Below are 22,412 nucleotides of genomic sequence, written 5' to 3'. Positions count from 1 at the left end.
CTTCCCGACGCGCGCGACAGGCCTTTGCGGGGCCTCATGCGGCGCGTCTTCCTTCTCTTTCTCCTCCTGTTTTCCACGTCCGTGCTGGCGGTCGAATTCGACGAGCACACCCGCCAGCTGCCTCTCGGCCGGCACATGGACGTGTTCGAGGACGTACGCGGCGACGCCAGCCTGGCCGATATCACCTCGCCCGCCCTGGAAGACAGCTTCCGTCGCCATGACAAGCCCGTGCTCAATGCCGGCTATTCGCGTTCGGTGTTCTGGCTGCGGGTCGACCTGGACTACCGGCCGCGCTCGCTGGGCGGCCAGCAGCCCTGGCTGCTGGAGCTGGCCTATCCGCCGCTGGACCACCTCGAGCTCTACCTGCCCGACGGCCAGGGCGGCTATCGCCTGGCCCAGCGCACCGGTGATGCGCTGCCCTTCGCCAGCCGCGAGATCAAGCAGAACAACTACCTGTTCAGCCTCAACCTGCAGCCCAACCAGCCCCAGCGCCTGTACCTGAGGCTGCAGAGCCAGGGCTCGATCCAGGCGCCGCTGGCCCTGTGGTCGCCGCAGGCCTACCTGGAGGAGCAGCCCGGGCGCATCTACGTCCTCGGCATCATCTATGGCGTGTTGCTGGTGATGCTGATCTACAACCTGTTCATCTTCCTCAGCGTCCGCGACACCAGCTACCTCTACTACATCCTCTACATCGCCTCGTTCGGGCTCTACCAGATCTCGGTGAACGGTGCCGGCATCGAGTTCTTCTGGCCCGACAGCCCCTGGTGGGCCAACGCCGCGACCCCCTTCCTGATCGGCTCGGCGGCGCTGTTCGGCTGCCAGTTCGCCCGCAGCTTCCTGCACACCGCCGAGCACAGCCCGTGGATGGACCGGACCCTGCTCGGCCTGATGGCCATGGGCGGCCTGGTGATGGTCCTGTCGCTGGCGGCCAGCTACGGCGTCGCCCTGCGCCTGGCCACCTCGCTGGCGCTGATCTTCACCGTGGTCATCTTCACCGCCGGTGTCCTCGCCTGGCTGCGCGGCATGCGCGTGGCGCGCTACTTCATCTTCGCCTGGACCACCTTCCTCATCGGTGGCGCCATCAACACCCTGATGGTGCTGGGCTACCTGCCCAACATCTTCCTCACCATGTACGCCAGCCAGATCGGCTCCGCGCTGGAGGTCGGGCTGCTGTCCCTGGCCCTGGCCGACCGCATCAACGCCATGAAGGAGGAGCGCACACGCATCCTCCAGGAAGCCGGGCGCAAGCTGGAGGCGCTCAACCAGGAACTGGCCAACAGCAACCGCCTCAAGGACGAATTCCTCGCCACCGTGACCCACGAGCTGCGCACCCCCATGAACGGCGTGATCGGTTCCCTGGAGCTGATGCAGACGGTCAGGCTCGATGTCGAACTGGAGCAGTACCAGAAGACTGCGGCCAGCTCGGCGCGGGACATGATGCGCCTGGTCAACGACATCCTCGCCATGACCGAGCTCCAGGCCGGCAAGCTCTACCCCCGCCGCGAGACCTTCAGCCTGCGCGGCCTGTTCGACAGCCTGCGCGCCCAGTTCGCCCCGCGCGCCGAGGAGAAGGGCCTGAGCTTCACCCTGGAGCTGGACGAGAGCCTCCCCGACATGCTCGAAGGCGATGCCGGCAAGCTCGCCCAGGCACTCGGCTACCTGCTGGACAACGCCATCAAGTTCACCCATCACGGCGGCGTGACATTGCGTGTGGCCCGCGAGAACGCCAGCGGCGACGACCTGGCGTTGCGCATCGAGGTGGAAGACACCGGCATCGGCTTCCAGACCCCGGCCGACGGCTCTCTCTACCGTCGCTTCCGCCAGATCGATGGCTCGATGACCCGCGAATATGGCGGCCTGGGCATCGGCCTGGCCCTTGCCCGGCAACTGGTCGAGCTGCTGGGGGGCGAGCTTTCCCATGAATCCGAGCCTGGCCAGGGCAGCCGCTTCCGCCTGGACGTGCAACTGACCCGCCCGGCCCAGCCGCCATTGCAGGTGGCCCCGCCACGTCGCGCTGCCGGCCAGGCCCAGCGCCGGCCCGAGCAATGCACCGTGCTGGTGGTGGAGGACAACGCCATCAACCAGTTGGTGACCCGCGGCATGCTGCTCAAGCTCGGCTACCGCGTGCGCACGGCCGACAACGGCGCCGAGGCGCTGGAGCTGCTGCGGCGCGAATCCGTGGACGGTGTGCTGATGGACTGCCAGATGCCCGTGATGGACGGCTTCGCCACCTGCCGGGCCCTGCGCGGCATGCCCACCTGCGCCGACCTGCCGGTGCTGGCGATCACCGCCCACAGCCACACCGGCGACCGCGAGCGCTGCCTCGCGGCAGGGATGAGCGACTACCTGGCCAAGCCGGTGAAGTTCGAAGAGCTGCGCACCCTGCTGCACGACTGGCTGCTCTGCCGTCCGGTGGAAACCAACGCCTGATGCCCACTCGACTGCGGCGTTTTTCCCCTTTTTCTCGGCGTTAATCCCGCTTCCGGCAAAAACTGAATCCTGATTCACTGGAAAGAGATGAATCAGGATTCAGACCATGTACCGAGTCACCGCCTCCCGTATCGACCGTGATCAGGAACTGCGCCGGCGCATTCTCGATTGCGCCCTGGCGCGCGTCGTCGAAGGCGGCTTCGCCGCCCTGACCATGCAGGCCCTTGCCGAGGACGCGGGGGTCGCCACCGGCAGCCTGTACCGGCATTTCCGCAACAAGGGCGAGCTGGCCGCCGAAGTCTTCTCCCTTGCCAGCCAGATCGAAGTGGACACCCTGGCCCAGCTGCTGCGGGGCCCCGGCACCGCCACCTGGCGCCTTGCCGAGGGCCTTCGCCAGTTCGCCGCGCGTGCCTGGAACAGCCGGCGCCTGGCCTTCGCCCTGATCGCCGAGCCGGTCGACCAGGAAGTGGACGAGCAGCGCCTGCTCTACCGCGAGTCCTACGCCGAACTCTTCATCGAGCTGCTGGAGGAGGGCCGTGCCAGCGGCGAGTTCGACCTCCTGTCCACTCCCCTAACCGCCGCCTGCCTGGTGGGCGCCATCGCCGAGGCCCTGGTCGGCCCGCTGTCACCGCCCGCCCGGGCCGCCCGCGAGCCCGGACAGTCCCAGGCCGACCTCGACCTGGTCAGCCGCAACCTCGTCTTCTTCTGCCTGCGCGCCGTGGGCGCCGCCACCCCTGCCTAGGAGAATCGCCATGAACCTGCACCCGTTCGCCGAAACCCATGAGGTGTTCAACCAGGTGCCGTCCCTCGACGGCGCCAACCTCTACCGCCTCGACCTGCCCCTGCAGGAGTGGACCCGCCGCTACGATGGCGGCTGGGCCGAGGCGCAACTCGATCGCTATGGCGCTGCCGCCGGCGGCGCTCTGATGGCGGCGGGCTTCCTGGCCAACGAAAACAAGCCGGTGTTCAAGAGCCACGACCGCTACGGCAACCGCGTCGACCTGGTTGAGTTCCACCCCGCCTACCACGAGCTGATGGCCTCGGCCATCGCCGCCGGCATCCCCTCGTTGCCCTGGACCGACCCGCGCCCTGGCGCCCAGGTGGCGCGCGCCGCCCTCAATTACCTGCACAACCAGCCCGAGGCCGGCAACGCCTGCCCGCTGACCATGACCTACGCCAGCGTCCCGGCCCTGAAGCTGCAGCCCGACATCGCCGAGAAATGGCTGCCGAAGATCCTTTCCACCCAGTACGACCCGCGCAACCTGCCCATGGAGCAGAAGAGCGGCGTCACCATCGGCATGGCCATGACCGAGAAGCAGGGCGGCACCGACGTGCGCGCCAACACCACCCGCGCCCACCCCGTCGGCATTCCCGGGCCGGGCCAGGCCTACGAGCTGGTCGGGCACAAGTGGTTCTGCTCGGCGCCCATGTGCGACGCCTTCCTCACCCTGGCCTACACCGACAAGGGCCTGTCCTGCTTCCTGCTGCCGCGCCACCGCCCGGACGGCACCCGCAACCAGTTCTACATCCAGCGCCTGAAGAACAAGCTGGGCAACTGGGCCAATGCCTCCAGCGAGGTGGAATACCGCGGAGCGCTGGCCTGGATGATCGGCGAGGAAGGGCGCGGCGTGCCCACCATCATCGAGATGGTCTCCCTGACCCGCTTCGACTGCATGATCGGCTCCAGCTCGCTGATGCGTCAGGCCCTCACCCAGGCCGCGCACCACTGCGCCCACCGCAAGGTCGGCGGCCGCGTGCTGGCCGAGCAGCCACTGATGCAGAACGTACTCGCCGACCTGGCCCTGGAAAGCGAAGCCGCGCTGGCCCTGACCATGCGCATGGGCCGCGCCCTGGACCACGCCCACGACGAGCAGGAAGACAAGTTCGCCCGCCTGGTCACCGCCGTGGGCAAGTACTGGATCTGCAAGCGTGCCCCCGCAATGATCAACGAAGCCCAGGAATGCATGGGCGGCGCGGGCTATGTCGAGGAAACCATCCTCCCGCGCCTCTACCGCGAGGCGCCGGTGAACTCCATCTGGGAAGGCTCCGGCAACGTCCAGTGCCTGGACGTGCTGCGCGCCCTGTCCAAGGAGCCCGGCGTGCTCGACGCCCTGTTCACCGAACTGGGCGACGGCCACGGCGACGCCCGCCTGGCCGCCCACATCGGCAACCTCAAGGCTGCCTTCCATGACACTGCCGACATCCAGTACCGCGCCCGCCAGCTCACCGAAGACGTCGCCGTGGGCCTGCAGGCCAAGCTGTTGCTGGAAGCCGGCAACGCCACCGTCTCCGACGCCTTCATCGCCAGCCGCCTCGGCCACGGCGGCCGCGTCTACGGCACCCTGCCGCGCGGCGTGGATGTCGAGGCGCTGCTGGCGCGCAGCACGCCGCATCTGGTGTAACGCTCGGCCTGTGGCGTCGCAGGTCGGGTGAAGCCCGGCGATCTTTCTGATCAGCGGTTCAACGCCGCTGCCAGATCATCTTCCCGCCCGTGCCCTCGGTGACCAGGTAGGGGTCGCTGAAGCGGTAGCGGGCGGCGGGCTGGAAGTCGGCGGCGCCTTGCTGGCGCACCAGCAGCACGCCGTTGTCGCTGCGCCATTGGCCGCTGTACTGGAGTTCGCCGGGGCTGTCGTAGCTCCAGTCGCCGCCACCGCCGGTGGAGCGGGCCCATTGCGCCACGCTGCCGTCGGCGCCCAGGCGCAGGGTCATCACGGTGTTGAAGGACGCGAAGCCGCTACCGCCGCCGCTGTTGATGATCTTCTCGTGCACCCAGTTGCCCACCAGGGCCGGGTCGAGGTCGCCGGCGCTCGCTTGTGCCTGGCTATTCGCCTGGCTGGCGCGGCGGAACAGCGCCTCCCGCTCCAGCACCTGGCCGCTGCGTGGGTCGCGGGCGGCGATGCGGGTGGCGAGCTGGGCGTCGGCGTAGCGGGCGGCGAGGGTGGCGACCACCTGGCCGGATTGCGGCACGCTGATTTCCGCCCGCAGCACCTGGCCGTCGAAGCTGCCTGCAAGGTCCAGTTGCAGGCTGCCGTTCTCCACGTACAGCCCTTGCACCGCCTGGCCGTCCTGGCGCAGCACCAACTCGGTGGGCTGGCCGTCGAGGTTGGCCTGGTAGCGGCCATCCAGTTCGCCGGCCGCCAGGGCGGTGCAATACAGGGCGGGCAGCAGCAGGGCGATAGAAGGGCGCATGGCGGTGACTCGTCGGGTGGGTGGCTCAAGCCTAGTTGCAGGGCCGCGTCGGTGCCACGGGAGGGCAATCGTCGTGCAATGCGTAGAAGGCTCTATGCCGCGGGCCCGGACACCGGCAAGATAGAACCTGTTCGCACAGACAGGATGCCGATCGTGACCCAGGATTCCGCCGAGTTTCTCATCGCCAGTACCGCCGAAGAGGCCGTCGACCGTCTGGCCGAACTGCATGGCCGCGCCACCTCCGCGCTGAGCCAGGCCCTCAAGCTCTACCTCAAGGAGCGGGTCGAGCCGGACGCCAGCCAGCGCGCGCAGTTCCGCTACCCGGAGCTGCGCATCACCTACCGCTGCCAGGGCGAGGTGCCCTCCACCGTCCGTGCCTACGCCAAGATGCAGGTGCCGGGCACCTACAGCGTCACCGTCACCCACCCCGCGGCCTTCCGCAAATACCTGCTGGAGCAGTTGCGCCCGCTGATGAGCGACTTCACCGTGCAGGTGGAAGTGGGCGTGAGCCAGCAGAACATCCCCTACCCCTATGTGGTGGAGCAGGGCGATGAGCTGGCCGGCACCGACGTGACCGCCGCCGCCCTGGCGCGGGTGTTCCCCAGCACCGACCTGTCCGCCGCGACCGACGGCGTCGCCGACGGGCTCTACGATTGGGAGCAGGCCGACCCGCTGCCCCTGGCGCTGTTCGACGCCGCGCGGGTGGATTTCTCCCTGCGCCGCCTGGTGCACTACACCGGCAGCGACTGGCGTCATGTCCAGCCCTGGATCCTCCTGACCAACTACCACCGCTACGTCGACCAGTTCATCCAGCACGGGGTGACCCAGCTGCGCGAGGACCCGCGCTTCGTGCGCATGGTGCTGCCCGGCAACGTGCTGGTGGAGCGGGACATGAACGAGGAGACCATGCAGGCGGTGATCGACAGCGTGGTCTGGCACCGCTACCAGATGCCGGCCTACCACCTGATCGCCGCCGACGGCCACGGCGTGACCCTGGTGAACATCGGCGTCGGCCCCTCCAACGCCAAGAACATCACCGACCACCTGGCGGTGCTGCGTCCGCACTGCTGGCTGATGATCGGCCACTGCGGCGGGTTGCGGCAGTCGCAGACCATCGGCGACTACGTGCTGGCCCATGCCTACATGCGCCGCGACGGCATCCTCGACCGGGTGCTGCCGCCGCACATCCCGCTGCCGGCCCTGGCCGAGGTGCAGCAGGCGCTGCAGGACGCCGCGGCGCTGGTCACCGGCGAGCGCGGCGAAGACCTCAAGCGGCGCCTGCGCACCGGCACCGTGCTCACCTACGACGACCGCAACTGGGAACTGCGCTGGGCCCAGGAGCGCCCGCTGATCAACCTCTCGCGCGCGGTGGCGGTGGACATGGAAAGCGGCACCATCGCCGCCCAGGGCTATCGCCTGCGGGTGCCCTACGGGACGCTGCTGTGCGTCTCCGACAAGCCCCTGCACAGCGAGATCAAGCTGCCGGGCTCGGCCAGCGCCTTCTACCAGCGTGCCGTCAGCCAGCACCTGCGCATCGGCATCGCCGCGCTGGACCTGCTGCGCAACCAGCTCAACTCGCTGCACTCGCGCAAGCTGCGCAGCTTCGACGAGCCGCCGTTCCGTTGATGGGGTGTGGATAACGACAAGGGCCGCATGATGCGGCCCTTTTCTTTCATGGGCGCAGGTCGACTGGTCCCAGCCGTTCGGTACAGGTCGCGGGATGCCTTGGTGGCCGGACTCGATTCCGCTTGGTGGAGATAAGAAGCGACCTCCACCCTACGCAGCGGTCACCTCCGTGAGTGGGCCCGCTTTTGCAGGGGCGGACTTCAGTCGCCAAGCGGCGCGCAGCACCGCCGCCCCCGTAGGAGCGAATTGATTCGCGATGGGCTTCACTCCGCCCCTGCCGGCGCCATCACCGGCACCAGCCATTGGTAGCCCGGCTTCGGCACGCGGAAGTTGTCGGCGTCGACGTTCCAGTCCGCCAGCGCCTTGGCCAGGTCCCGGGGCGGGGCGTACTGGCCTTCGTCGGTGAGGTTGAAGGTGCCGAAGTGGATGGCCAGGCTGTTGCGCGAATCCAGCTGCTTGTGGGCCTGCACCGCATCGTCCGGGTTCATGTGGTTGTCGCGCATGAACCAGCGCGGCGCGTAGGCGCCGATGGGCAGGGCGGCGAAGCGCATGGGCCCGAAGCGCTCGCGGATCAGGCGGAACTCCGGCCCCAGCCCGGTATCGCCGGGGAACAGCAGCGGGCCGTCCGGAGAAGTCACCACGAAGCCCATCCACAGGGTCCGGTTGGTGTCGCTGCGGGTGCGTGCCGACCAGTGCTGCACCGGTACCGAATGCAGGGTGAGCGCGTCGTTCAGCGGCAGTTCCTGCCACCAGTCCAGTTCCACCACGCGGGCGAAGCCGGTCTCGCGGATCAGCGGGCCGTTGCCCAGCCCGGTGGCGACGGTGGCCAGGGGGAAGCGCTCGGCCAGGCCGCGCAGGCTTTCCAGGTCCAGGTGATCGTAGTGGTTGTGGCTGACCAGGATCAGGTCGATGGGCGGCAGCTGGTCGAGGCTCAGCCCCGGCTGCTGGTGGCGGCGCGGGCCGATGAAGCTGAAGGGGCTGACGCGTTGCGACCACACCGGGTCGGTGACGATGTTGAGCCCGCGGTGCTGGATCAGCACGGTGGCGTGGTTGATGTAGGTGACCCGCAGTTCGTCGCCCTGCACCCGCTCGACCACCTCGGGCGTCTCGGCGATGGGTTCTTCCACCCAGGGCGCCTGTTTCTCGCGGTTGAACTGCCACTTCAGCACCGCCCACAGGTCCTTGTGCGGCTTGGGCTCGATGTTGTGGAAGCGCTGGCCATCGAAGTGGTCCGTGGCCGGCCCCTGGTAGGGTGCGCCCGCGCAGCCGGCCAGGGTCATCAGGCTGATCAGCCAGGTGGGGCGTAACGCACGGGGCATGGCGGTCCTCGCTCTTGCGGTGGGGGGGCGCTCAACCTAGCATGCGCTTCCGATACCCTGTCCACTGCCGCTCGTAACCAGCCATGTCGTCCCGCCCGCCGCGCTCTCCTCGCCCTTCCTCCCGTCGCCCCCAGCCCGCTGCTCCCCGCCGCGTGGCCAAGGCGCCGCCGGCCGAGCCGCGCCTGGTGCTGTTCAACAAGCCGTTCGATGTGCTCACCCAGTTCAGCGATGGGGAAGGGCGCGCCACCCTCAAGGACTTCATCGACATCCCTGGCATCTACCCCGCCGGGCGCCTGGACCGCGACAGCGAGGGCCTGCTGCTGCTGACCAACGACGGCCGCCTGCAGGCGCGCATCGCCGACCCCAGGCACAAGCTGGCCAAGACCTACTGGGTGCAGGTGGAAGGGGAGCCCAACGTAGAACAGCTGCAGCGCCTGCGTGACGGCGTCGAACTCAACGACGGCCCGACCCTGCCGGCCGAGGCGCGCCTGCTGGAGGCGCCGCAACTGTGGGAACGCGACCCGCCCGTGCGCTTCCGAAAGAGCGTACCCACGGCCTGGCTGGAGCTGGTGATCCGCGAGGGGCGCAACCGCCAGGTGCGGCGCATGACGGCGGCCGTCGGCTTGCCGACCCTGCGCCTGGTGCGCGTGCGCATCGGCCCCTTCGCCCTGGATGGGCTGGGGCTCGGGCAATGGAAGGAAGTGCCGGCGCGTCTGGACTGAGCGCCGGCGGCTGGATCAGGGGCTGATCAGTAGAAGGACTTGATCACTTCGATGCCCTTGTTCAGCACCTCGCGCCAGGCGCTGCGTACCTCGTTGCTGTGTTCCTTGTCGTGCTCGGCGATGGTCAGCAGCAACGACTCCACCCACAGGTCGTACATCTCGGGGCGGATGTCGAAGCCCTCGCGGGAGTGCGTGGCGCCGAGGGCGCGCAGCTTGGTGTCGGGCATGCCGCGCGCGAACATCACCAGGTTGAGGATGCCCTGGCGCAGCAGCGCCTTCTGTGCCGGCATGTCGGTCTCGGTGAACTTGGCGCGGATCTGCGGCGAGCTGTCGAGGAAGCGCCGGTAGAAGGCATCGAAGAAGTCGGGGTTGGCACAGCAGCGTCCATAGCTCTGCATGACGCGATCGGTGGCGTTCATGTTGTCTCCAGGCAGGAAAAACGAAGCCGCCCGCGCAGGCGACCTTGCCGGCACGGGAGGCGCGGGTGAGGTTTTTACATGCCTTCGAGGCCGCCGATCACCAGGGACTTGATGACGAAGCCGAGTACACCGAGACCCAGGGCGAGAAACAGGATGAAGGTGCCGAAGCGGCCGGCCTTGGACTTCTTGGCGAGGTCCCAGACGATGAACGCCATGAACAGCACGAGGCCGGCGATCATTGCGGTCATCATCCACTCTTCGAATTTCTCGGGGCTCATTCTCAACCTCTAGCAGCGAAACGAATCAGGCCTGGCGCGAGAGGGCGCCGGGCAGTGATGCCGTGAGGGCGGGGGCTGCGGTTGTTGTTCTGCGAGCCTGAGGCTCTTTATTGGCGAAACCACGCGGGGCACAGCAAAGGCGCGGCGATTATACGCCGCGCCCCGGGCCTCGCCACTACCACCTCCGTATTAGCCGCGCAGATGGGTCAGCGGCAGTTCCGTGGTGCTCAGCACCTGGTTGAGCACGAAGCTCGAACGCACGCTGGTGACGCCTTCGATGCGGGTCAGCTGACCCAGCAGGAACTGCTGGTAGTGGTCCATGTCCGGCACCACCACCTTGAGCTGGTAGTCCGCCTCCATGCCGGTGACCAGGCAGCACTCCAGCACCTCCGGGCACTGGCCGATCACCGACTGGAAATGTTCGAAGCGCTCGGGGGTATGGCGATCCATGCCGATCAGCACGTAGGCGGTCAGGCTCAGGCCCAGCTTCTTGCGATCGAGCAGCGCCACCTGGCGCACGATGTAGCCGTCGTCCTCCAACTGCTTCACCCGCCGCGAACAGGGCGAAGGCGACAGGCCGATGCGCTCGGCCAGTTCCTGGTTGGAGATGCGCGCATCGCGCTGCAGCTCGGCGAGGATCTTCAGGTCGTAGCGGTCGAGTCTTTCCATCTTTTCACCTGGATTCCGTTTGGATTGCCAGGAATGATGTTTGATTAGTTAAAAATTGCGCAAGTGGCAATCTGAAGAGCAATCTTTGCAATCATCTGTCGTGCCTGTCGACTTAAGATTGTTTCCAGTTTCACGGCCCGGACAGCAAGTCCAACCGACCCGCCCAATCAGGCGCGTCGGCGCCGCCGAACCCACCGGTTCGAGCAGGCACCCGGGTCCGCGCTGCCCAATCAGGCAGGCGATGAAAGCGGCGACACGATTGCCAGCACCGGACAGATTCCCCGAAGGGGGGCCCGAAATAGGGGCCCCCCTTTTTTATTGCTCGTAAGAAATTGTGATGCCCGTAGGATGGGTAGAGCTCGGCGAAACCCATCAAGACCGCGCGCGGAACACCATGGATGCTTGTGAGAGGCCTCAGACGAGGCCGGCCAGGCGCAGCAGCCACCAGGCCAGCACGGCCAGCTGCACGAAGAAGCCGGCGAAGCGCAGCCAGACGAACAGTGCGCTGGTACTGATCAGGTGCACCAGGCTCTGGACGATGCGCGCGCCCAGCAGCACCAGGGCCAGCGGGTCGGTGATCGCGGTCTGCGCGGTGGCCAGGGCGAACAGCAGCACCGCCGCCTGCATCGGCAGGTTCTCCAGGCAGTTGGCATGGGCACGGACCAGGCGCTGGCCGAGAGCCCCGGGCATGTTGCTGCCGTCGGGCGCGAAGGCGTTGACCTTCATGCGCCCGGCCATCACCAGCAGGCCGCGCTGGTTCACCAGCAGGAAGACCAGCAGCAGGCTCCAGGCGACGAGCCCGAGCAGGGCGATGGCAGTGGGGGATTGCGACATGGACAGGCTCCTCGAATTGTTGTTGTGGGATGGCGCGCGGCGATTCTAGAGCAATTGCTCTATTTCGCGAAGCCAACCGACAAGGAGGGGAGGAACCTCAGTGGCGCGCTGCCTGGACGACCTCGACGGGGTCGGCGTGGACCAGCACCTCGGCCCGTGGGTAGGCCTCGATGATCGCCTGTTCCACACGCACGCAGAGGGCGTGGGCCTGGGACAGCGGCAACGCGCCGGGCAACTCCAGGTGCAACTGCACGTACCAGTGGCTGCCGGAGATGCGGGTGCGCAGGTCGTGGGCACCCAGCACCCCGGGCACGGCACAGGCGAGCTGGTGCATGTGCTCGCCCACCTGCGGCGACACTTCCTGGTCCATCAGCACCGCCACCGACTCGCGGGCGATGCTGACGGCGCTCCACAGGATGTAGAGGGCGATGCCCAGGCCGAAGAAGCCGTCCACGCGTTCCCAACCCTGGCTGGCCAGCGCCAGGGCCACGAGGATGCTGCCGTTGAGCAGCAGGTCGGAGCGGTAGTGCAGCGAATCGGCGCGCACCGCCGTGGAGTGGGTGACCTTCACCACATGGTTCTGCAGCGCCAGCAGGGCCAGGGTCAGCGCCAGCGACAGGACCATCACCGCGATCCCCAGCCCCTGGGCACCCAGTGGGTGTGGCTGGCGCAGGTGCTCGACGGCCTGCACCCCCACCAGCACGGCGCTGGCGCCGATGAACATGGCTTGCGCCAGCCCGGCGAGGGACTCCGCCTTGCCGTGGCCGAAGCGATGGTCATCGTCCGCCGGCTTCAGCGCGAAGCGCACCGCCAGCAGGTTGAGCAGAGACGCGGCGCTGTCCAGCAGCGAGTCGGTGAGCCCCGCCAGCAGGCTGACCGAGCCGCTCAGCCACCAGGCCACGGCCTTGGCCAGCACCAGCGTGAGGGCGACGGACAGTGATGCGTTGGTGGCCAGCCGCAGCAGGCGCGCATGGCGTTCCGAAGTGCTCACGGGCGACTCGGCTGGTAGTAGATGAAGTCCAGTGCCGGGCTTTCCAGGCCCATCGCGGTCATCGCCGCGGTCACCTGGCCCCGGTGGTGGGTGCCATGGTTCACCAGGTGGGTGAGGATCTCGCCATGGGGGCGGCGGAAGGCGTCGCCGCGCATGTTCTGGTACTCCAGCGGGGCGGCCAGGGCGTTGTCGTCCTGCCCGGCCAGCCAGGCGCGCCACAGGCCGATGCCCTCGGCCAGCACGGCGGCCAGGGCGGCACGGTCGGGGGCCGCCTCGGCGTCCAGCTTCTCGAAGGGGCGGGGCAGGTGCAGGAACCGCGAGAACCAGATGCGATCCACCACCGCCAGGTGGTTCAGGGTGCCGTGGATGGAACCGAAGTAGAGGCCGCGATCGGCCCGGTAGCGGGTCTCGTCGAGCGAGGCGAGGCTCGCCAGCAATTGCCGGTAGGCCCAGCCGTGGTAGGCCAGAAGCCTGTCGAAATGGCTGGCGAGCGCGCTCATCAGGCGGCGGGCTTCAGGCCGTAGGCGGCCAGTTGTTCGGCGCTGCCGCTGTGCTGGATCAGGCGCGGGTCGTCCAGCGGCAGGTTGCGGCCGGTTTCACGCTCGATGATCGCCTTCAGGCGGGCGTTGTCGACCTTGCCGTCGGCGTCGATCGCGTCCTTGAGCAGTGCCGGGTCGACCTGGGCGGTCTCGTTGTCCGGCAGGTAGATGGCCCCGGTGGCGAAGTCGATGCCGAAGGCGATCAGGCCGGGGATCACGTAGAAGAGGATGCCGACGGCGTTGAGCGCGGCCACCACGGGGTCGATCTTGCCTTCGATCTGGCCGCGACGGTCGGGGAAGAACAGCGTGCCGCAAGCGGTCAGCTGGGTGAGCAGGGCGGCGGCGACGGCGCCACCGATCAAACGGGAAGACATGCGCATATGCGGCTCCAGGCGGGAAAATGGCGTCACTATACCAAGGCGTTCATTGCAAAACGCACGGCAGTGTTGAGACCACACGAAAGGGCTGGCAGTTCGCCGCTATAATCGCCACCCCGCGTTGGAGCCACCATGAATCCGCTACCCATCGATGCCGTCCTGCCCGCGCTGCGCGAAGCCCTCGCGCGGCGCCATGAAGCGGTGCTCGAAGCGCCCCCCGGCGCCGGCAAGACCACCCGCGTACCCCTGGCGCTGCTGGACGAGCCCTGGCTCGCCGGGCAGACCATCCTCATGCTCGAACCCCGCCGCCTGGCCGCCCGCGCCGCAGCCGAACGGCTGGCCGCCGAGCTGGGCGAGAAGGTCGGCGACACCGTGGGCTATCGCATCCGCCTGGAGTCGAAGGTCGGCCCGCGCACGCGCATCGAGGTGGTGACCGAGGGCATCCTCGCCCGCCGCCTGCAGGACGACCCGGCGCTGGACGGCGTCGGCCTGGTGATCTTCGACGAATTCCACGAGCGCAGCCTGGATGCCGACCTGGCCCTGGCACTGACCCTCAACGGTCGCGCGCTTTTGCGTGACGAGCCGCCGCTGAAGGTGTTGCTGATGTCCGCCACGCTGGAGGGCGAGCGCCTTTCCAGCCTGCTCGACGCGGCACCGGTGGTGCGCAGCGAAGGGCGCATGTTCCCTGTGGATATCCACTGGGGGCGGCCTCACCAGAGCGGCGAGTACATCGAGCCACGGGTGCTGCAGACGGTGCTCCAGGCCCTTGCCGAACAGCCCGGCAGCCTGCTCGTGTTCCTCCCCGGGCAGGCCGAGATCCGTCGCGTCGCCGAACAGCTTGGCGAGCAGTTGCAGGGGCGCGACGACGTCCTGCTCTGCCCGCTGCATGGTGAGCTCGACCTCGCCGCCCAGCGCGCCGCCATCGAGCCCGCGCCGGCCGGCAAGCGCAAGGTGGTGCTGGCCACCAACATCGCCGAGACCAGCCTGACCATCGACGGCGTGCGCGTTGTGGTGGATGCGGGCCTCGAGCGCGTACCCCGTTTCGACCCCGCCAGCGGCATGACCCGCCTCGACACCCAGCGCATCTCCCGGGCCTCCGCCACCCAGCGCGCCGGCCGCGCCGGGCGCCTGGAGGCCGGCGTCTGCTACCGCCTGTGGTCCGAGGCGCAGCACCAGCAGCTCGCCGCCCACGGCAGCGCCGAGATCCTCCAGGCCGACCTCGCCGGCCTGGCCCTGCAGCTGGCGCGCTGGGGCGTGGAGCCTGGCGAGCTGGCCTGGCTCGACCCGCCGCCCGCCGCCGCCCATGCCCAGGCGCGCGACCTGCTGCGTCGCCTGGGGGCCCTGGCCCCCCGTGGCGACGGCGGCCTGGCGCTTACCGCCCATGGCCAGGCCATGGCCGAGCTGCCGGCGCACCCGCGCATCGCCCACCTGCTGCTGCGCGGGCAGGCGCTCGGGCTCGGTGTCCTGGCTTGCGACCTTGCCGCGTTGCTCGGCGAGCGCGACATCCTCCGTGGCGGCGGCGCCGACCTGCACGGCCGCATCGCCCTGCTCGCCGGCGAGGCCGGCGCCGCCCGTGGCGCCAGGGGCGGAGTGCAACGGGCCCGCCAGCTGGCCCGGCAGTTCCGTTCCTACCTGCGCGGCGGCGCCACCGAAGCGGTGGCCGACCCGGATCACCCGCGCTGGCTCGGCTGCCTGCTGGCCTTTGCCTACCCCGACCGCATCGCCCAGCAGCGCCGCCCCGGTGGCGCCGAATACCGCCTGGCCAACGGCCGCGCGGCGCTGTTCGCCGAGCCCGATGCATTGATGAAGGAGCCCTGGCTGGTGATCGCCGACCTGGGCAGCCGCCAGGGCCAGCGCGAGGAGCGCATCTACCTGGCCGCCGACCTCGACCCGACGCTGTTCGACGGCCCCCTCGCCGAACAGCTCAGCGTGCTGGAGCTGCTGGACTGGGACGAACGCGAAGGCTTGCTGCGGGCCGAGCGCCAGCGGCGCATCGGCGAGCTGGTGCTGGACCGCGAGCCCCTGGCCAGCCTGGACGAAGACGCCCGCACCCGCGCACTGGTCGCCCTGGTGCGGCGCAAGGGCCTGCAATTGCTGAACTGGACGCCTGAGCTGCGCCAGTGGCAGGCCCGCGTGGCGCTGCTGCGGCGCCTCGACCTGGCGCGACAGGGCAGCAGCAACTGGCCGGACCTGTCCGACGCCGCGCTGCTCGACTCCCTGGAAGACTGGCTCGCGCCCTGGCTGGGCAAGGTCAGCCGCCTCAGCCATTTCTCCGCCCTGGACCTGCCGGGCATCCTCACCGGCCTGCTGCCCTGGCCGCTGCCCCAGCGCCTCGACGAACTGGCGCCGCGCGCGATCACCGTGCCGTCGGGGTCGGCCATCCGCCTCGACTACGGCGAAGACACGCCCGTGCTCGCGGTACGCCTGCAGGAACTCTTCGGCCTGGCCGACACGCCGCGCATCGCCGAGGGCCGCCAGGTGGTCAAGCTGCACCTGCTGTCCCCCGCGCGCCGCCCGGTGCAGGTGACCCAGGACCTGGCCAGCTTCTGGGCCAATACCTATGTCGAGGTGAAGAAGGACCTCAAGGGCCGTTACCCGAAGCACTACTGGCCGGACGACCCGCTGATCGCCGAGCCCACCGCCCGGGCCAAGCCGCGTCGCTGAGCGCCGGGCTCACCAACTGATCAGGAACATCGCCTTGGCGAGGAAGATCACGCCGAGCATGTGCAGCAGCACGCTGATGTGGATGCGCCGCGAGCGCTGCGGCGTCATCCGGTCGCTGCGCATCAGCACCACCACCAGCAGGAAGTGCCCGAGGATGCTCAGCGCCAGGATGATCTTCAGCATCAGCAAGGTGCCGAAGCTGCTGGCCAGCGGCGCGTGCAGCGCCGCGCGGTAGTGCCAGGCCAGCCCCAGCCCGGCGCCGAACAGCGCCAGTACCACCCAGTGCATCACCTTGCGTGCGCGTTGCCCCAGGGCCTTGGAGAAGCGCTCGCGGGGCTCGGCCTCCAGCACCGGGGTGGCGCGGCTGAGGATCATCACCTCGAAGAACACCCCGCCGATGAAGAAGGCGGCGGCGGTCAGGTGGATGAACTTGAGCAGCAGGAAATGCATGGCGGGCTCCCGAACGGCGGATGGCGGCGGGCACTGAGCCCGTTGCCGATCATGCCGCTTGCCGCCAAGCGCGCCCTGACCTGGGTCAGCCGTGGGTGAGGTGGGGTGGCCAATGAATTGGCTCTGTCTGCGTTAAGTGTTGCTAGAAGAACCGAGCCCAGCTGGTTGCCGGGTTTTGCTGATATTTCTGGTTTCGCCCCCCCGGGCGAGTCCCCTTTTAACAATCGTCGGAATGCCGAACCAATTAAAAGGAACCAAAAGCGCTCGCCCCTGCATACGGGTCTGGCTTCGCCAGACTTCCCTCGCTCCTGAAAGGGGCATTTAGCGGCTGCTTCAACTTCTGCGCCAGAATCTTCAGAGATGTACGCATCACCACCGGGTGAACGCCGCGGCGGGCGGCTTTCGTAGGATGGTGTAGAGCGAAGCGAAACCCATGCGGCGGAGGTGGCACGAACCCTTTGGCGCCCGGAAAGAGCCGTGCTTGAGCGCCTGCATTAAAACCACAACAGCTAACGCAGACAGAGCCAATGAATTCCACGGCAGAGGGGCGGCGCTGCGCGCCGCTTGGCGACTGAAGTCGCCCTTACAGGGCTTGCAGCGTGCCGCCCGGTTTCAATGCACCGGCGGCAGCAGGAAGCGTGCGATCAGGGGCAGGTGGTCGGAGATGCGCAGGGTATCGAGCTGGCGCACGCGTGCGTCGATGCGGGTCAGGCGGGGGCTGTGGAAAACATAGTCGACGGTGCGATCCGGCCCCGACACCCGTGGGTCGTTGGGAAACTGGGTGAACCAGCGCGCGCGCTCGGCGCCGTCGGTTTCCTCGGCGGCGGGCACCCTCGGGTAGGTCGCCAGCGCCTCCAGCGCGCTGTCGCGGGCGAAGCGGCTGCGCTGCACGGCGTCCAGGCGCAGGTACTGGCCGGGCGGCAACTGGTTGAAGTCGCCACCCAGCACCCAGGGCGTGCGGTCGCGTTCCAGCTCGTCGAGCAGGCTGCGGGTCATCGCCAGCTGGCGCTGCGCGGTGTCCTGGCCGGGCGTCCAGGGATCGAGGTGGGTGTTGATCGCCGCCAGGCGGCCGCCGTCGCGCACCGGCAGGTAGCTCACCAGCAGCGCCGGCTTGCGTTCGAAGGGGCGGTGCAGCAGGTCACCCGCCGCCAGGGGCAGTTGCAGGCGCTCGGCACTGTCGATGCGCACGCGGCTGAGGGTGCCCAGCTTCATGCCGACGCTGCCGAGGATGTGCGTTTGCGGCACGAAGGCGGCCTTCCAGTAGAAGGCCTGGGTGCTGCACGGGTACACATCGGCGAGACGCTCGCGCAGCAGCGCCAGCTGGTCCTGGTAGTCGGTGGCGCGGGCGCCTTCGTCCAGCTCCTGGAGGAACACCAGGTCCGGCTGCTCGTCGCGCAGCACACGCACCACCTCGTCGAGGCTGTAGGCGATGTCCGCCGGCGTCGGGCGTTCGTCCGGGCCTTCGCGGTCGGGCAGGTCGTAGTAGAAGACGTAGCGCTTGCCGGCCAGGTACTGCACGTTCCAGGTCATCACCTTCAGCGCCTGGCCGGGTTGCAGCAGGGGCGCCTCGGCGACGCAGGCCACAGGCGCCTCCTCGCGCGGGGCGGGGTGCCAGGTCAGGCTGTAGACCAGCGCGACCAGGGCGACGGCGACGATCAGCAGGCAGAGCAGGAGGCGGCGCAGTAGAAGGGGCATCGGCTGGAACGGTGCGTGGCTGGGTCAGGGAATGGGCGAGCATACCTGAGCGCGCGGCCCGGCCCAAACGCGTGCGCAAGCGAGGCGGCTGGATGCCGCCGGCGACGCTATTCTTGTTCTGTCGCGACGGATCGCAATGCGGGGCGGGCACCCTGGTTTGCGCATCCTTCGGGTTGCCCTAACATGCCCGGCACCCAGATCGGCAAGGGTCTTGCAGGATCAACCCCTCAGTCCCGACTTCCAGGAGCAGGCATGCATCGCCAGTCGTTAGCGAGTCCCGCCGCATCGCCCGGCCGTGGCCGTGCCGGCGCGTTGCTGTGCGGGCTTCTGTGGCTGCTGCTCGGCATCACCTGCGCCAGCGCCGAGGAGCGGCCGCCGCTGCGGGTGATGACCGACTACTGGCCGCCGTTCCGCATGGAAGGCGAGGGGGGGGCGCTGCACGGGCTGGACATCGACCTGCTGAACGAGATCGCACGGCGCACGGGCCTGCGTTTCGACGTGCAGCGGGCGCCCTGGGCGCGCGGGCTGGCCGCACTGCAGAGCGGCTCGGCGGACCTGATGACCGGCCTCGCGCGCACCCCCGAACGCGAGCGCTACATCGACTACCTGGCCACTCCCTACTACGCCTGCGCGCCACGGCTGTACGGCACCCCGGAACTGGCCAGGCGCATCACCCGCTACGAGCAGTTGCGCGGGCCCACCATCGGCTACGTGCTGGAGTCGGCCTACTTCCAGCCCTTCGATTCCGATGCCGGCCTGCACAAGTCCGGGGTCAGCAACGAGCAGCAACTGCTGGAGATGCTCCTGCGCGGGCGCCTGCAACTGGTGATCGGCACCGATTGCCAGGTGGATTACGAGCTGCGCGATCCGCGCCTGGCCGGACGCATCGTCAGGACCGGCTACCAGCCCGATACCCGCACCGAGCTGTACATCGGCTTCACCCACCGGCACGCGCTGGCCGAGGAGAAGGACAGGATCGCCACCGCCCTGCAGCAGATGCTCGACGAGGGCTGGGTGGCCGAGGCCGCCAAGCGCTACCAGCCTGCCACTCAGTGAGCGTGGGGTTCGACCACCAGTTCGTATTCCAGGCTGGAGTCCCAGAACGCCGCCTCGATCTTGTGCCCGTCCGGGTCCCGCACGAAGCAGCCGAAGTAGGGCGCGCCATAATCCGCGCGGGGCCCCGGTTCGCCATCGGAACTGCCGCCACTGGCCAGGGCCGCCTGGTAGAACGCCTGCACCGCGTCCTTGTCCGCCGCGAAGAAACCGACGTGGGTGCCGTTGCCGGTGCTCGCGGGCCTGCCGTCGATGGGTTCCTGCACCCAGAACTCCGGGTACAGGCGGCCATAGGCCACAGCGCCGGGGTGCTCCATGATGCGCCGGCAACCCAGGGTTGCCAGGACCTTGTCATAGAAGGCCACGGCCCGTTCGAAGTGGTTGGTGCCGAGCGAGATGTGGGACAGGATGCTGGGGTTTTCGGCCATGGAATGGATCTCCCTGTGCGATGGCCCCGACAAGACTAGCCGGCTTTCAGCGCTCCGCTGCAGGCTCCCCGAGCAGGCTGAACAGGCGGAAGATCAGCACGCAGGTGAACAGTTGCAGGAAGCCGTCCAGGCAGTCGACGAAGACGCTGGCGACGCTGTCCGGGCGCTCGCCCAGTTCGCCATAGGCCCACCACTCGAAGGCCCACACCGGCCCCATCGCCAGCAGGATGCAGCAGAGGATGGTGAGGAAATGGCCATCGCTCATGCGGAAGCTCTCCTTCATCGCGTCCATCGGCGACAGGCCGTCCAGTACCAGCAGGTACTCGGCGAACACCAGCCGGCTCATGATCCACAGTCCCGGCAGGATCAGCAGCGAAGCCCCGAGCATGATCAGCAGCGTGCTGAAGGCCGCGAGCACCGCGAAGGACGGCCAGCGCAGCAATGCCAGGCTCCAGATCTGCTTCTTCTTCAGGTTGACGCGGCTGCTGCGGCTGTCGAGGAAGACGATCAGCGCGCCGGTATAGAGGGGGTAGAACACCAGGCGGATGAGCAGGTCGGAAGCCGACGACGAGGCCTCGCCCAGCCAGGCCGAGGCCACCTGCAGGGCCAGTGCCTCGAGCAGGATCACCGGCAGGCAGAGCGAGGCGATCGGGCCGAAGTGGCGGCTGAAGAAATACCAGGAGTCGCGCAGCAGGAGCAGGGGATTCATTGACGGCGCCATAGGAATGCAGGGCTGTGAAGCAACTCTAGTCGATGCCGCGTGCCCTCTCCAAGGCGCCGCCGGGCGACGATCACGACGCCAGCCCGGCCAGCAGGGCCTCGCTCTCCAGCACCTCGGCGTATTCGCCGGCGAGGTTGGCCATGGCCATGTCGTGCACCTCCTCGGCGCTGCGCGGGCGGCCCGACCAGTCGGCCTTGGCGAAGGTGTAGCAGGCGTCGGCCACCACGGTGGTGACGAAGCCCAGGTTGCTGGCGCTGCGCGCGGTGGCTTCCACCGAGTTCTCGCTGGCGACCCCGGTGATCACCACGCGGCGGATGCCGCGCACGTGCAGCCAGCGCTCCAGGGCACTGTGGGTGAAGGCGTCGGTGACGTTCTTCTCCAGCACCTGCTCGCCCGGCCCGGGTGCCAGCTCCGGCTGGAACAGCGCGCCGTCCTGCCCCGGGGCGAACACCGAGCCCGGCTCGCGGGACATGTGGCGCACATGCACCAGCGGCCAGCCGCGCTGGCGCCAGTGGGCGAGCAGGGCGGCGATGCGCCCTTCGGCCTGGGGGTTGTTACGCGGCGTGGTGACGCGGGCGATGCCCTGCTGCATATCGATGATGATCAGGGCGGGAGGCGAATGGAGAGGGTCGTTCAGCGGCATGTCGGGTGTCCTTTCCTCGAGGCTGGCATACTGTGCGCCGACTCTAGCAGACCTTCGAAAAACTACCTGCGTTGCCATCGCTGCGTTGGGAGCCGGCTCAAAAATGCTCATCTACAGCGTGTAGACTCCGCTTTTTTCGCCTGTTCCTGCCTTGCGCTGGCGGCCTCGCCTACGTTTTTTCGCAGCCTGAAACCCACGCCCGCCACCCGAGGAAAACCGGTGAAGAAGATCGCAGTGTTCGCCGATGTCCAGAACCTCTACTACACGGTGCGCCAGGCCTATGGCTGTCACTTCAACTACACCGCGCTGTGGAAGGACATCGCCAGCCGTGGCGAGATCGTCGAAGCCTATGCCTACGCCATCGACCGGGGCGACGCCCGCCAGCAGCAGTTCCAGCAGATCCTGCGCAACCTCGGCTTCACCGTGAAGCTCAAGCCCTTCATCCAGCGCGCCGATGGCTCGGCCAAGGGCGACTGGGACGTGGGCATCACCATCGACATCCTCGACGCCGCCGCGCGGGTGGACGAGATCGTCCTGGCCTCCGGCGATGGCGACTTCGACCTGCTGCTCGACCGCGTCCGCGACCGTGGCGTCGAAGCCGTCGCCTATGGCGTGCCGGGCCTCACCGCTCAATCGCTGGTGCGTGCCGCCAGCCGCTATGTGCCCATCGAGGGCGGCCTGCTGCTCAAGTGACAGCCCGGCGCCCCTGCCAAACAGTGGAAACCCCGTGGACCCCATCGCCGTCATCGACTTCGAAACCACCGGCGTCACGCCGGGGGACAACTGCCGCGCCACCGAGATAGGCGTCGTCATCCTCGACCAGGGCCGCATCGTCGGGCGCTACCAGAGCCTGATGAACGCCGGCGTCTGGGTGCCGCCCTTCATCGAGAGCCTCACCGGCATCAGCAACGCCATGGTCCGCGCCGCACCGCCGGCGGCCCAGGTGATGGGGGAGGTGGCGGACTTCGTCGGCGACATCCCCTTGCTGGCGCACAACGCCTCCTTCGACCAGAAATTCTGGGACGCCGAGCTGGCGCGCCTCGGCCGCCGTCGCCGGCAGGCCTTCGCCTGCTCCCTGCTGCTGTCGCGCCGCCTGCTGCCGGAGGCGCCCAACCACAAGCTCGGCACCCTCAACCGCTGGGCGCGCCTGCCCGACACCGGCCAGGCCCACCGCGCCATGGCCGATGCCGAGATGGCGGCCAACCTCACCCTGCACATCGCCGAGCGCCTGCGCGAACGCCACGGCGTGCGCCAGGTGAGCCACGAGCTGTTCTGCCGCCTGCAGAAAGTCCCCGCCGCCAAGATCCTCGATGCGCTGAAGCGCTTGTAGATGCGCTCGGCGCCGCGCACGGCGAGGGGCTTTGC

General features: G+C 68.5%; 23 protein-coding genes. 9 read left to right on the top strand and 14 right to left on the bottom strand.

Features of this window, described 5'->3' with window-relative positions; all coding sequences use genetic code 11:
* Positions 1 to 36 precede the first annotated feature (36 nt).
* The 3 genes from ACYJSS_RS27575 (at position 37) to ACYJSS_RS27565 (ending at position 4,832) form a co-directional block, all read left to right on the top strand.
* On the top strand, positions 37 to 2,430 hold the full coding sequence (locus tag ACYJSS_RS27575) for a hybrid sensor histidine kinase/response regulator (RefSeq protein WP_111261535.1): 2,394 nt from the start codon (positions 37 to 39) through the stop codon (positions 2,428 to 2,430).
* 106 nt (positions 2,431 to 2,536) lie between these two features.
* Positions 2,537 to 3,172: a TetR/AcrR family transcriptional regulator gene (locus ACYJSS_RS27570; RefSeq protein ID WP_111261490.1), complete on the top strand. Its 636-nt coding sequence runs from the start codon at positions 2,537 to 2,539 to the stop codon at positions 3,170 to 3,172.
* 10 nt (positions 3,173 to 3,182) lie between these two features.
* Positions 3,183 to 4,832, top strand: coding sequence for an acyl-CoA dehydrogenase family protein (locus ACYJSS_RS27565; protein ID WP_236206112.1), 1,650 nt, complete (start codon positions 3,183 to 3,185; stop codon positions 4,830 to 4,832).
* 58 nt (positions 4,833 to 4,890) lie between these two features.
* On the opposite strand, the gene ACYJSS_RS27560 is transcribed toward ACYJSS_RS27565, so the two are convergent.
* Positions 4,891 to 5,619, bottom strand: coding sequence for a hypothetical protein (locus tag ACYJSS_RS27560; RefSeq protein ID WP_236206113.1), 729 nt, complete (start codon positions 5,617 to 5,619; stop codon positions 4,891 to 4,893).
* A 144-nt stretch (positions 5,620 to 5,763) separates the two neighbouring features.
* On the opposite strand from ACYJSS_RS27560, the gene amn reads away from it, so the two are divergent.
* Positions 5,764 to 7,245, top strand: a complete 1,482-nt coding sequence (gene amn, locus ACYJSS_RS27555) for an AMP nucleosidase (protein ID WP_111261487.1) — start codon at positions 5,764 to 5,766, stop codon at positions 7,243 to 7,245.
* A gap of 263 nt (positions 7,246 to 7,508) precedes the next feature.
* On the opposite strand, the gene ACYJSS_RS27550 is transcribed toward amn, so the two are convergent.
* On the bottom strand, positions 7,509 to 8,564 hold the full coding sequence (locus tag ACYJSS_RS27550; RefSeq protein ID WP_236206114.1) for an MBL fold metallo-hydrolase: 1,056 nt from the start codon (positions 8,562 to 8,564) through the stop codon (positions 7,509 to 7,511).
* A gap of 152 nt (positions 8,565 to 8,716) precedes the next feature.
* Between ACYJSS_RS27550 and ACYJSS_RS27545 the strand changes: the two genes are divergently transcribed.
* Positions 8,717 to 9,286 (top strand): pseudouridine synthase, encoded by a 570-nt coding sequence (locus ACYJSS_RS27545; protein WP_236206126.1) that lies wholly within the window; start codon positions 8,717 to 8,719, stop codon positions 9,284 to 9,286.
* Positions 9,287 to 9,312: 26 nt separating this feature from the next.
* On the opposite strand, the gene ACYJSS_RS27540 is transcribed toward ACYJSS_RS27545, so the two are convergent.
* From ACYJSS_RS27540 to ACYJSS_RS27510, 7 genes are all read right to left on the bottom strand, one after another.
* Complete coding sequence (locus tag ACYJSS_RS27540) at positions 9,313 to 9,705, bottom strand: globin (RefSeq protein ID WP_111261484.1); 393 nt, start codon at positions 9,703 to 9,705, stop codon at positions 9,313 to 9,315.
* A 74-nt stretch (positions 9,706 to 9,779) separates the two neighbouring features.
* Positions 9,780 to 9,983: a DUF2788 domain-containing protein gene (locus ACYJSS_RS27535; RefSeq protein WP_021221994.1), complete on the bottom strand. Its 204-nt coding sequence runs from the start codon at positions 9,981 to 9,983 to the stop codon at positions 9,780 to 9,782.
* A gap of 189 nt (positions 9,984 to 10,172) precedes the next feature.
* Positions 10,173 to 10,652 carry an Lrp/AsnC family transcriptional regulator gene (locus ACYJSS_RS27530; RefSeq protein ID WP_111261483.1) on the bottom strand — a complete coding sequence of 160 codons (480 nt, stop codon included), beginning with the start codon at positions 10,650 to 10,652 and terminating at the stop codon, positions 10,173 to 10,175.
* A 414-nt stretch (positions 10,653 to 11,066) separates the two neighbouring features.
* Positions 11,067 to 11,486, bottom strand: coding sequence for an MAPEG family protein (locus tag ACYJSS_RS27525; RefSeq protein ID WP_111261482.1), 420 nt, complete (start codon positions 11,484 to 11,486; stop codon positions 11,067 to 11,069).
* Positions 11,487 to 11,583: 97 nt separating this feature from the next.
* Positions 11,584 to 12,477 (bottom strand): cation diffusion facilitator family transporter, encoded by an 894-nt coding sequence (locus ACYJSS_RS27520; protein ID WP_111261481.1) that lies wholly within the window; start codon positions 12,475 to 12,477, stop codon positions 11,584 to 11,586.
* Entirely contained in the window at positions 12,474 to 12,977 is a 504-nt protein-coding gene (locus tag ACYJSS_RS27515) for a DinB family protein (RefSeq protein ID WP_236206115.1), read from the bottom strand. The genes ACYJSS_RS27520 and ACYJSS_RS27515 overlap by 4 nt, the downstream gene beginning before the upstream one ends.
* The gene (locus ACYJSS_RS27510) at positions 12,977 to 13,396 is read right to left on the bottom strand and encodes a polyribonucleotide nucleotidyltransferase (protein WP_111261479.1); all 420 of its coding nucleotides are present in this window, start codon (positions 13,394 to 13,396) and stop codon (positions 12,977 to 12,979) included. The genes ACYJSS_RS27515 and ACYJSS_RS27510 overlap by 1 nt, the downstream gene beginning before the upstream one ends.
* A gap of 129 nt (positions 13,397 to 13,525) precedes the next feature.
* Here ACYJSS_RS27510 and hrpB point away from each other — a divergent pair, with 129 nt between their 5' ends.
* Entirely contained in the window at positions 13,526 to 16,057 is a 2,532-nt protein-coding gene (gene hrpB / locus ACYJSS_RS27505) for an ATP-dependent helicase HrpB (RefSeq protein ID WP_236206116.1), read from the top strand.
* Between the two features lie 9 nt (positions 16,058 to 16,066).
* Here hrpB and ACYJSS_RS27500 read toward each other — a convergent pair whose 3' ends face one another.
* Positions 16,067 to 16,507, bottom strand: coding sequence for a CopD family copper resistance protein (locus ACYJSS_RS27500; protein WP_236206117.1), 441 nt, complete (start codon positions 16,505 to 16,507; stop codon positions 16,067 to 16,069).
* Between the two features lie 612 nt (positions 16,508 to 17,119).
* Positions 17,120 to 18,202, bottom strand: a complete 1,083-nt coding sequence (locus ACYJSS_RS27495; RefSeq protein WP_236206118.1) for an endonuclease/exonuclease/phosphatase family protein — start codon at positions 18,200 to 18,202, stop codon at positions 17,120 to 17,122.
* 252 nt (positions 18,203 to 18,454) lie between these two features.
* Here ACYJSS_RS27495 and ACYJSS_RS27490 point away from each other — a divergent pair, with 252 nt between their 5' ends.
* The gene (locus ACYJSS_RS27490; protein ID WP_111261475.1) at positions 18,455 to 19,258 is read left to right on the top strand and encodes a substrate-binding periplasmic protein; all 804 of its coding nucleotides are present in this window, start codon (positions 18,455 to 18,457) and stop codon (positions 19,256 to 19,258) included.
* On the opposite strand, the gene ACYJSS_RS27485 is transcribed toward ACYJSS_RS27490, so the two are convergent.
* The 3 genes from ACYJSS_RS27485 to ACYJSS_RS27475 all read right to left on the bottom strand — a co-directional run bounded on the left by ACYJSS_RS27485 (position 19,252) and on the right by ACYJSS_RS27475 (position 21,047).
* The gene (locus ACYJSS_RS27485; protein WP_236206120.1) at positions 19,252 to 19,683 is read right to left on the bottom strand and encodes a VOC family protein; all 432 of its coding nucleotides are present in this window, start codon (positions 19,681 to 19,683) and stop codon (positions 19,252 to 19,254) included. The genes ACYJSS_RS27490 and ACYJSS_RS27485 overlap by 7 nt on opposite strands.
* 46 nt (positions 19,684 to 19,729) lie before the next feature.
* Entirely contained in the window at positions 19,730 to 20,392 is a 663-nt protein-coding gene (locus ACYJSS_RS27480; RefSeq protein ID WP_111261473.1) for a hypothetical protein, read from the bottom strand.
* An 82-nt stretch (positions 20,393 to 20,474) separates the two neighbouring features.
* Positions 20,475 to 21,047: a cysteine hydrolase family protein gene (locus tag ACYJSS_RS27475; protein ID WP_236206121.1), complete on the bottom strand. Its 573-nt coding sequence runs from the start codon at positions 21,045 to 21,047 to the stop codon at positions 20,475 to 20,477.
* Between the two features lie 219 nt (positions 21,048 to 21,266).
* Here ACYJSS_RS27475 and ACYJSS_RS27470 point away from each other — a divergent pair, with 219 nt between their 5' ends.
* Together ACYJSS_RS27470 and ACYJSS_RS27465 are read left to right on the top strand one after the other, a co-directional pair.
* Positions 21,267 to 21,740, top strand: coding sequence for an NYN domain-containing protein (locus ACYJSS_RS27470; RefSeq protein ID WP_236206122.1), 474 nt, complete (start codon positions 21,267 to 21,269; stop codon positions 21,738 to 21,740).
* Between the two features lie 34 nt (positions 21,741 to 21,774).
* On the top strand, positions 21,775 to 22,377 hold the full coding sequence (locus ACYJSS_RS27465; protein WP_236206123.1) for a 3'-5' exonuclease: 603 nt from the start codon (positions 21,775 to 21,777) through the stop codon (positions 22,375 to 22,377).
* The last annotated feature ends 35 nt before the right edge of the window (positions 22,378 to 22,412 follow it).

The organism is Pseudomonas sp. No.21 (genome assembly GCF_054558415.1).
This window is presented reverse-complemented; position numbering and strand designations above follow the sequence as displayed.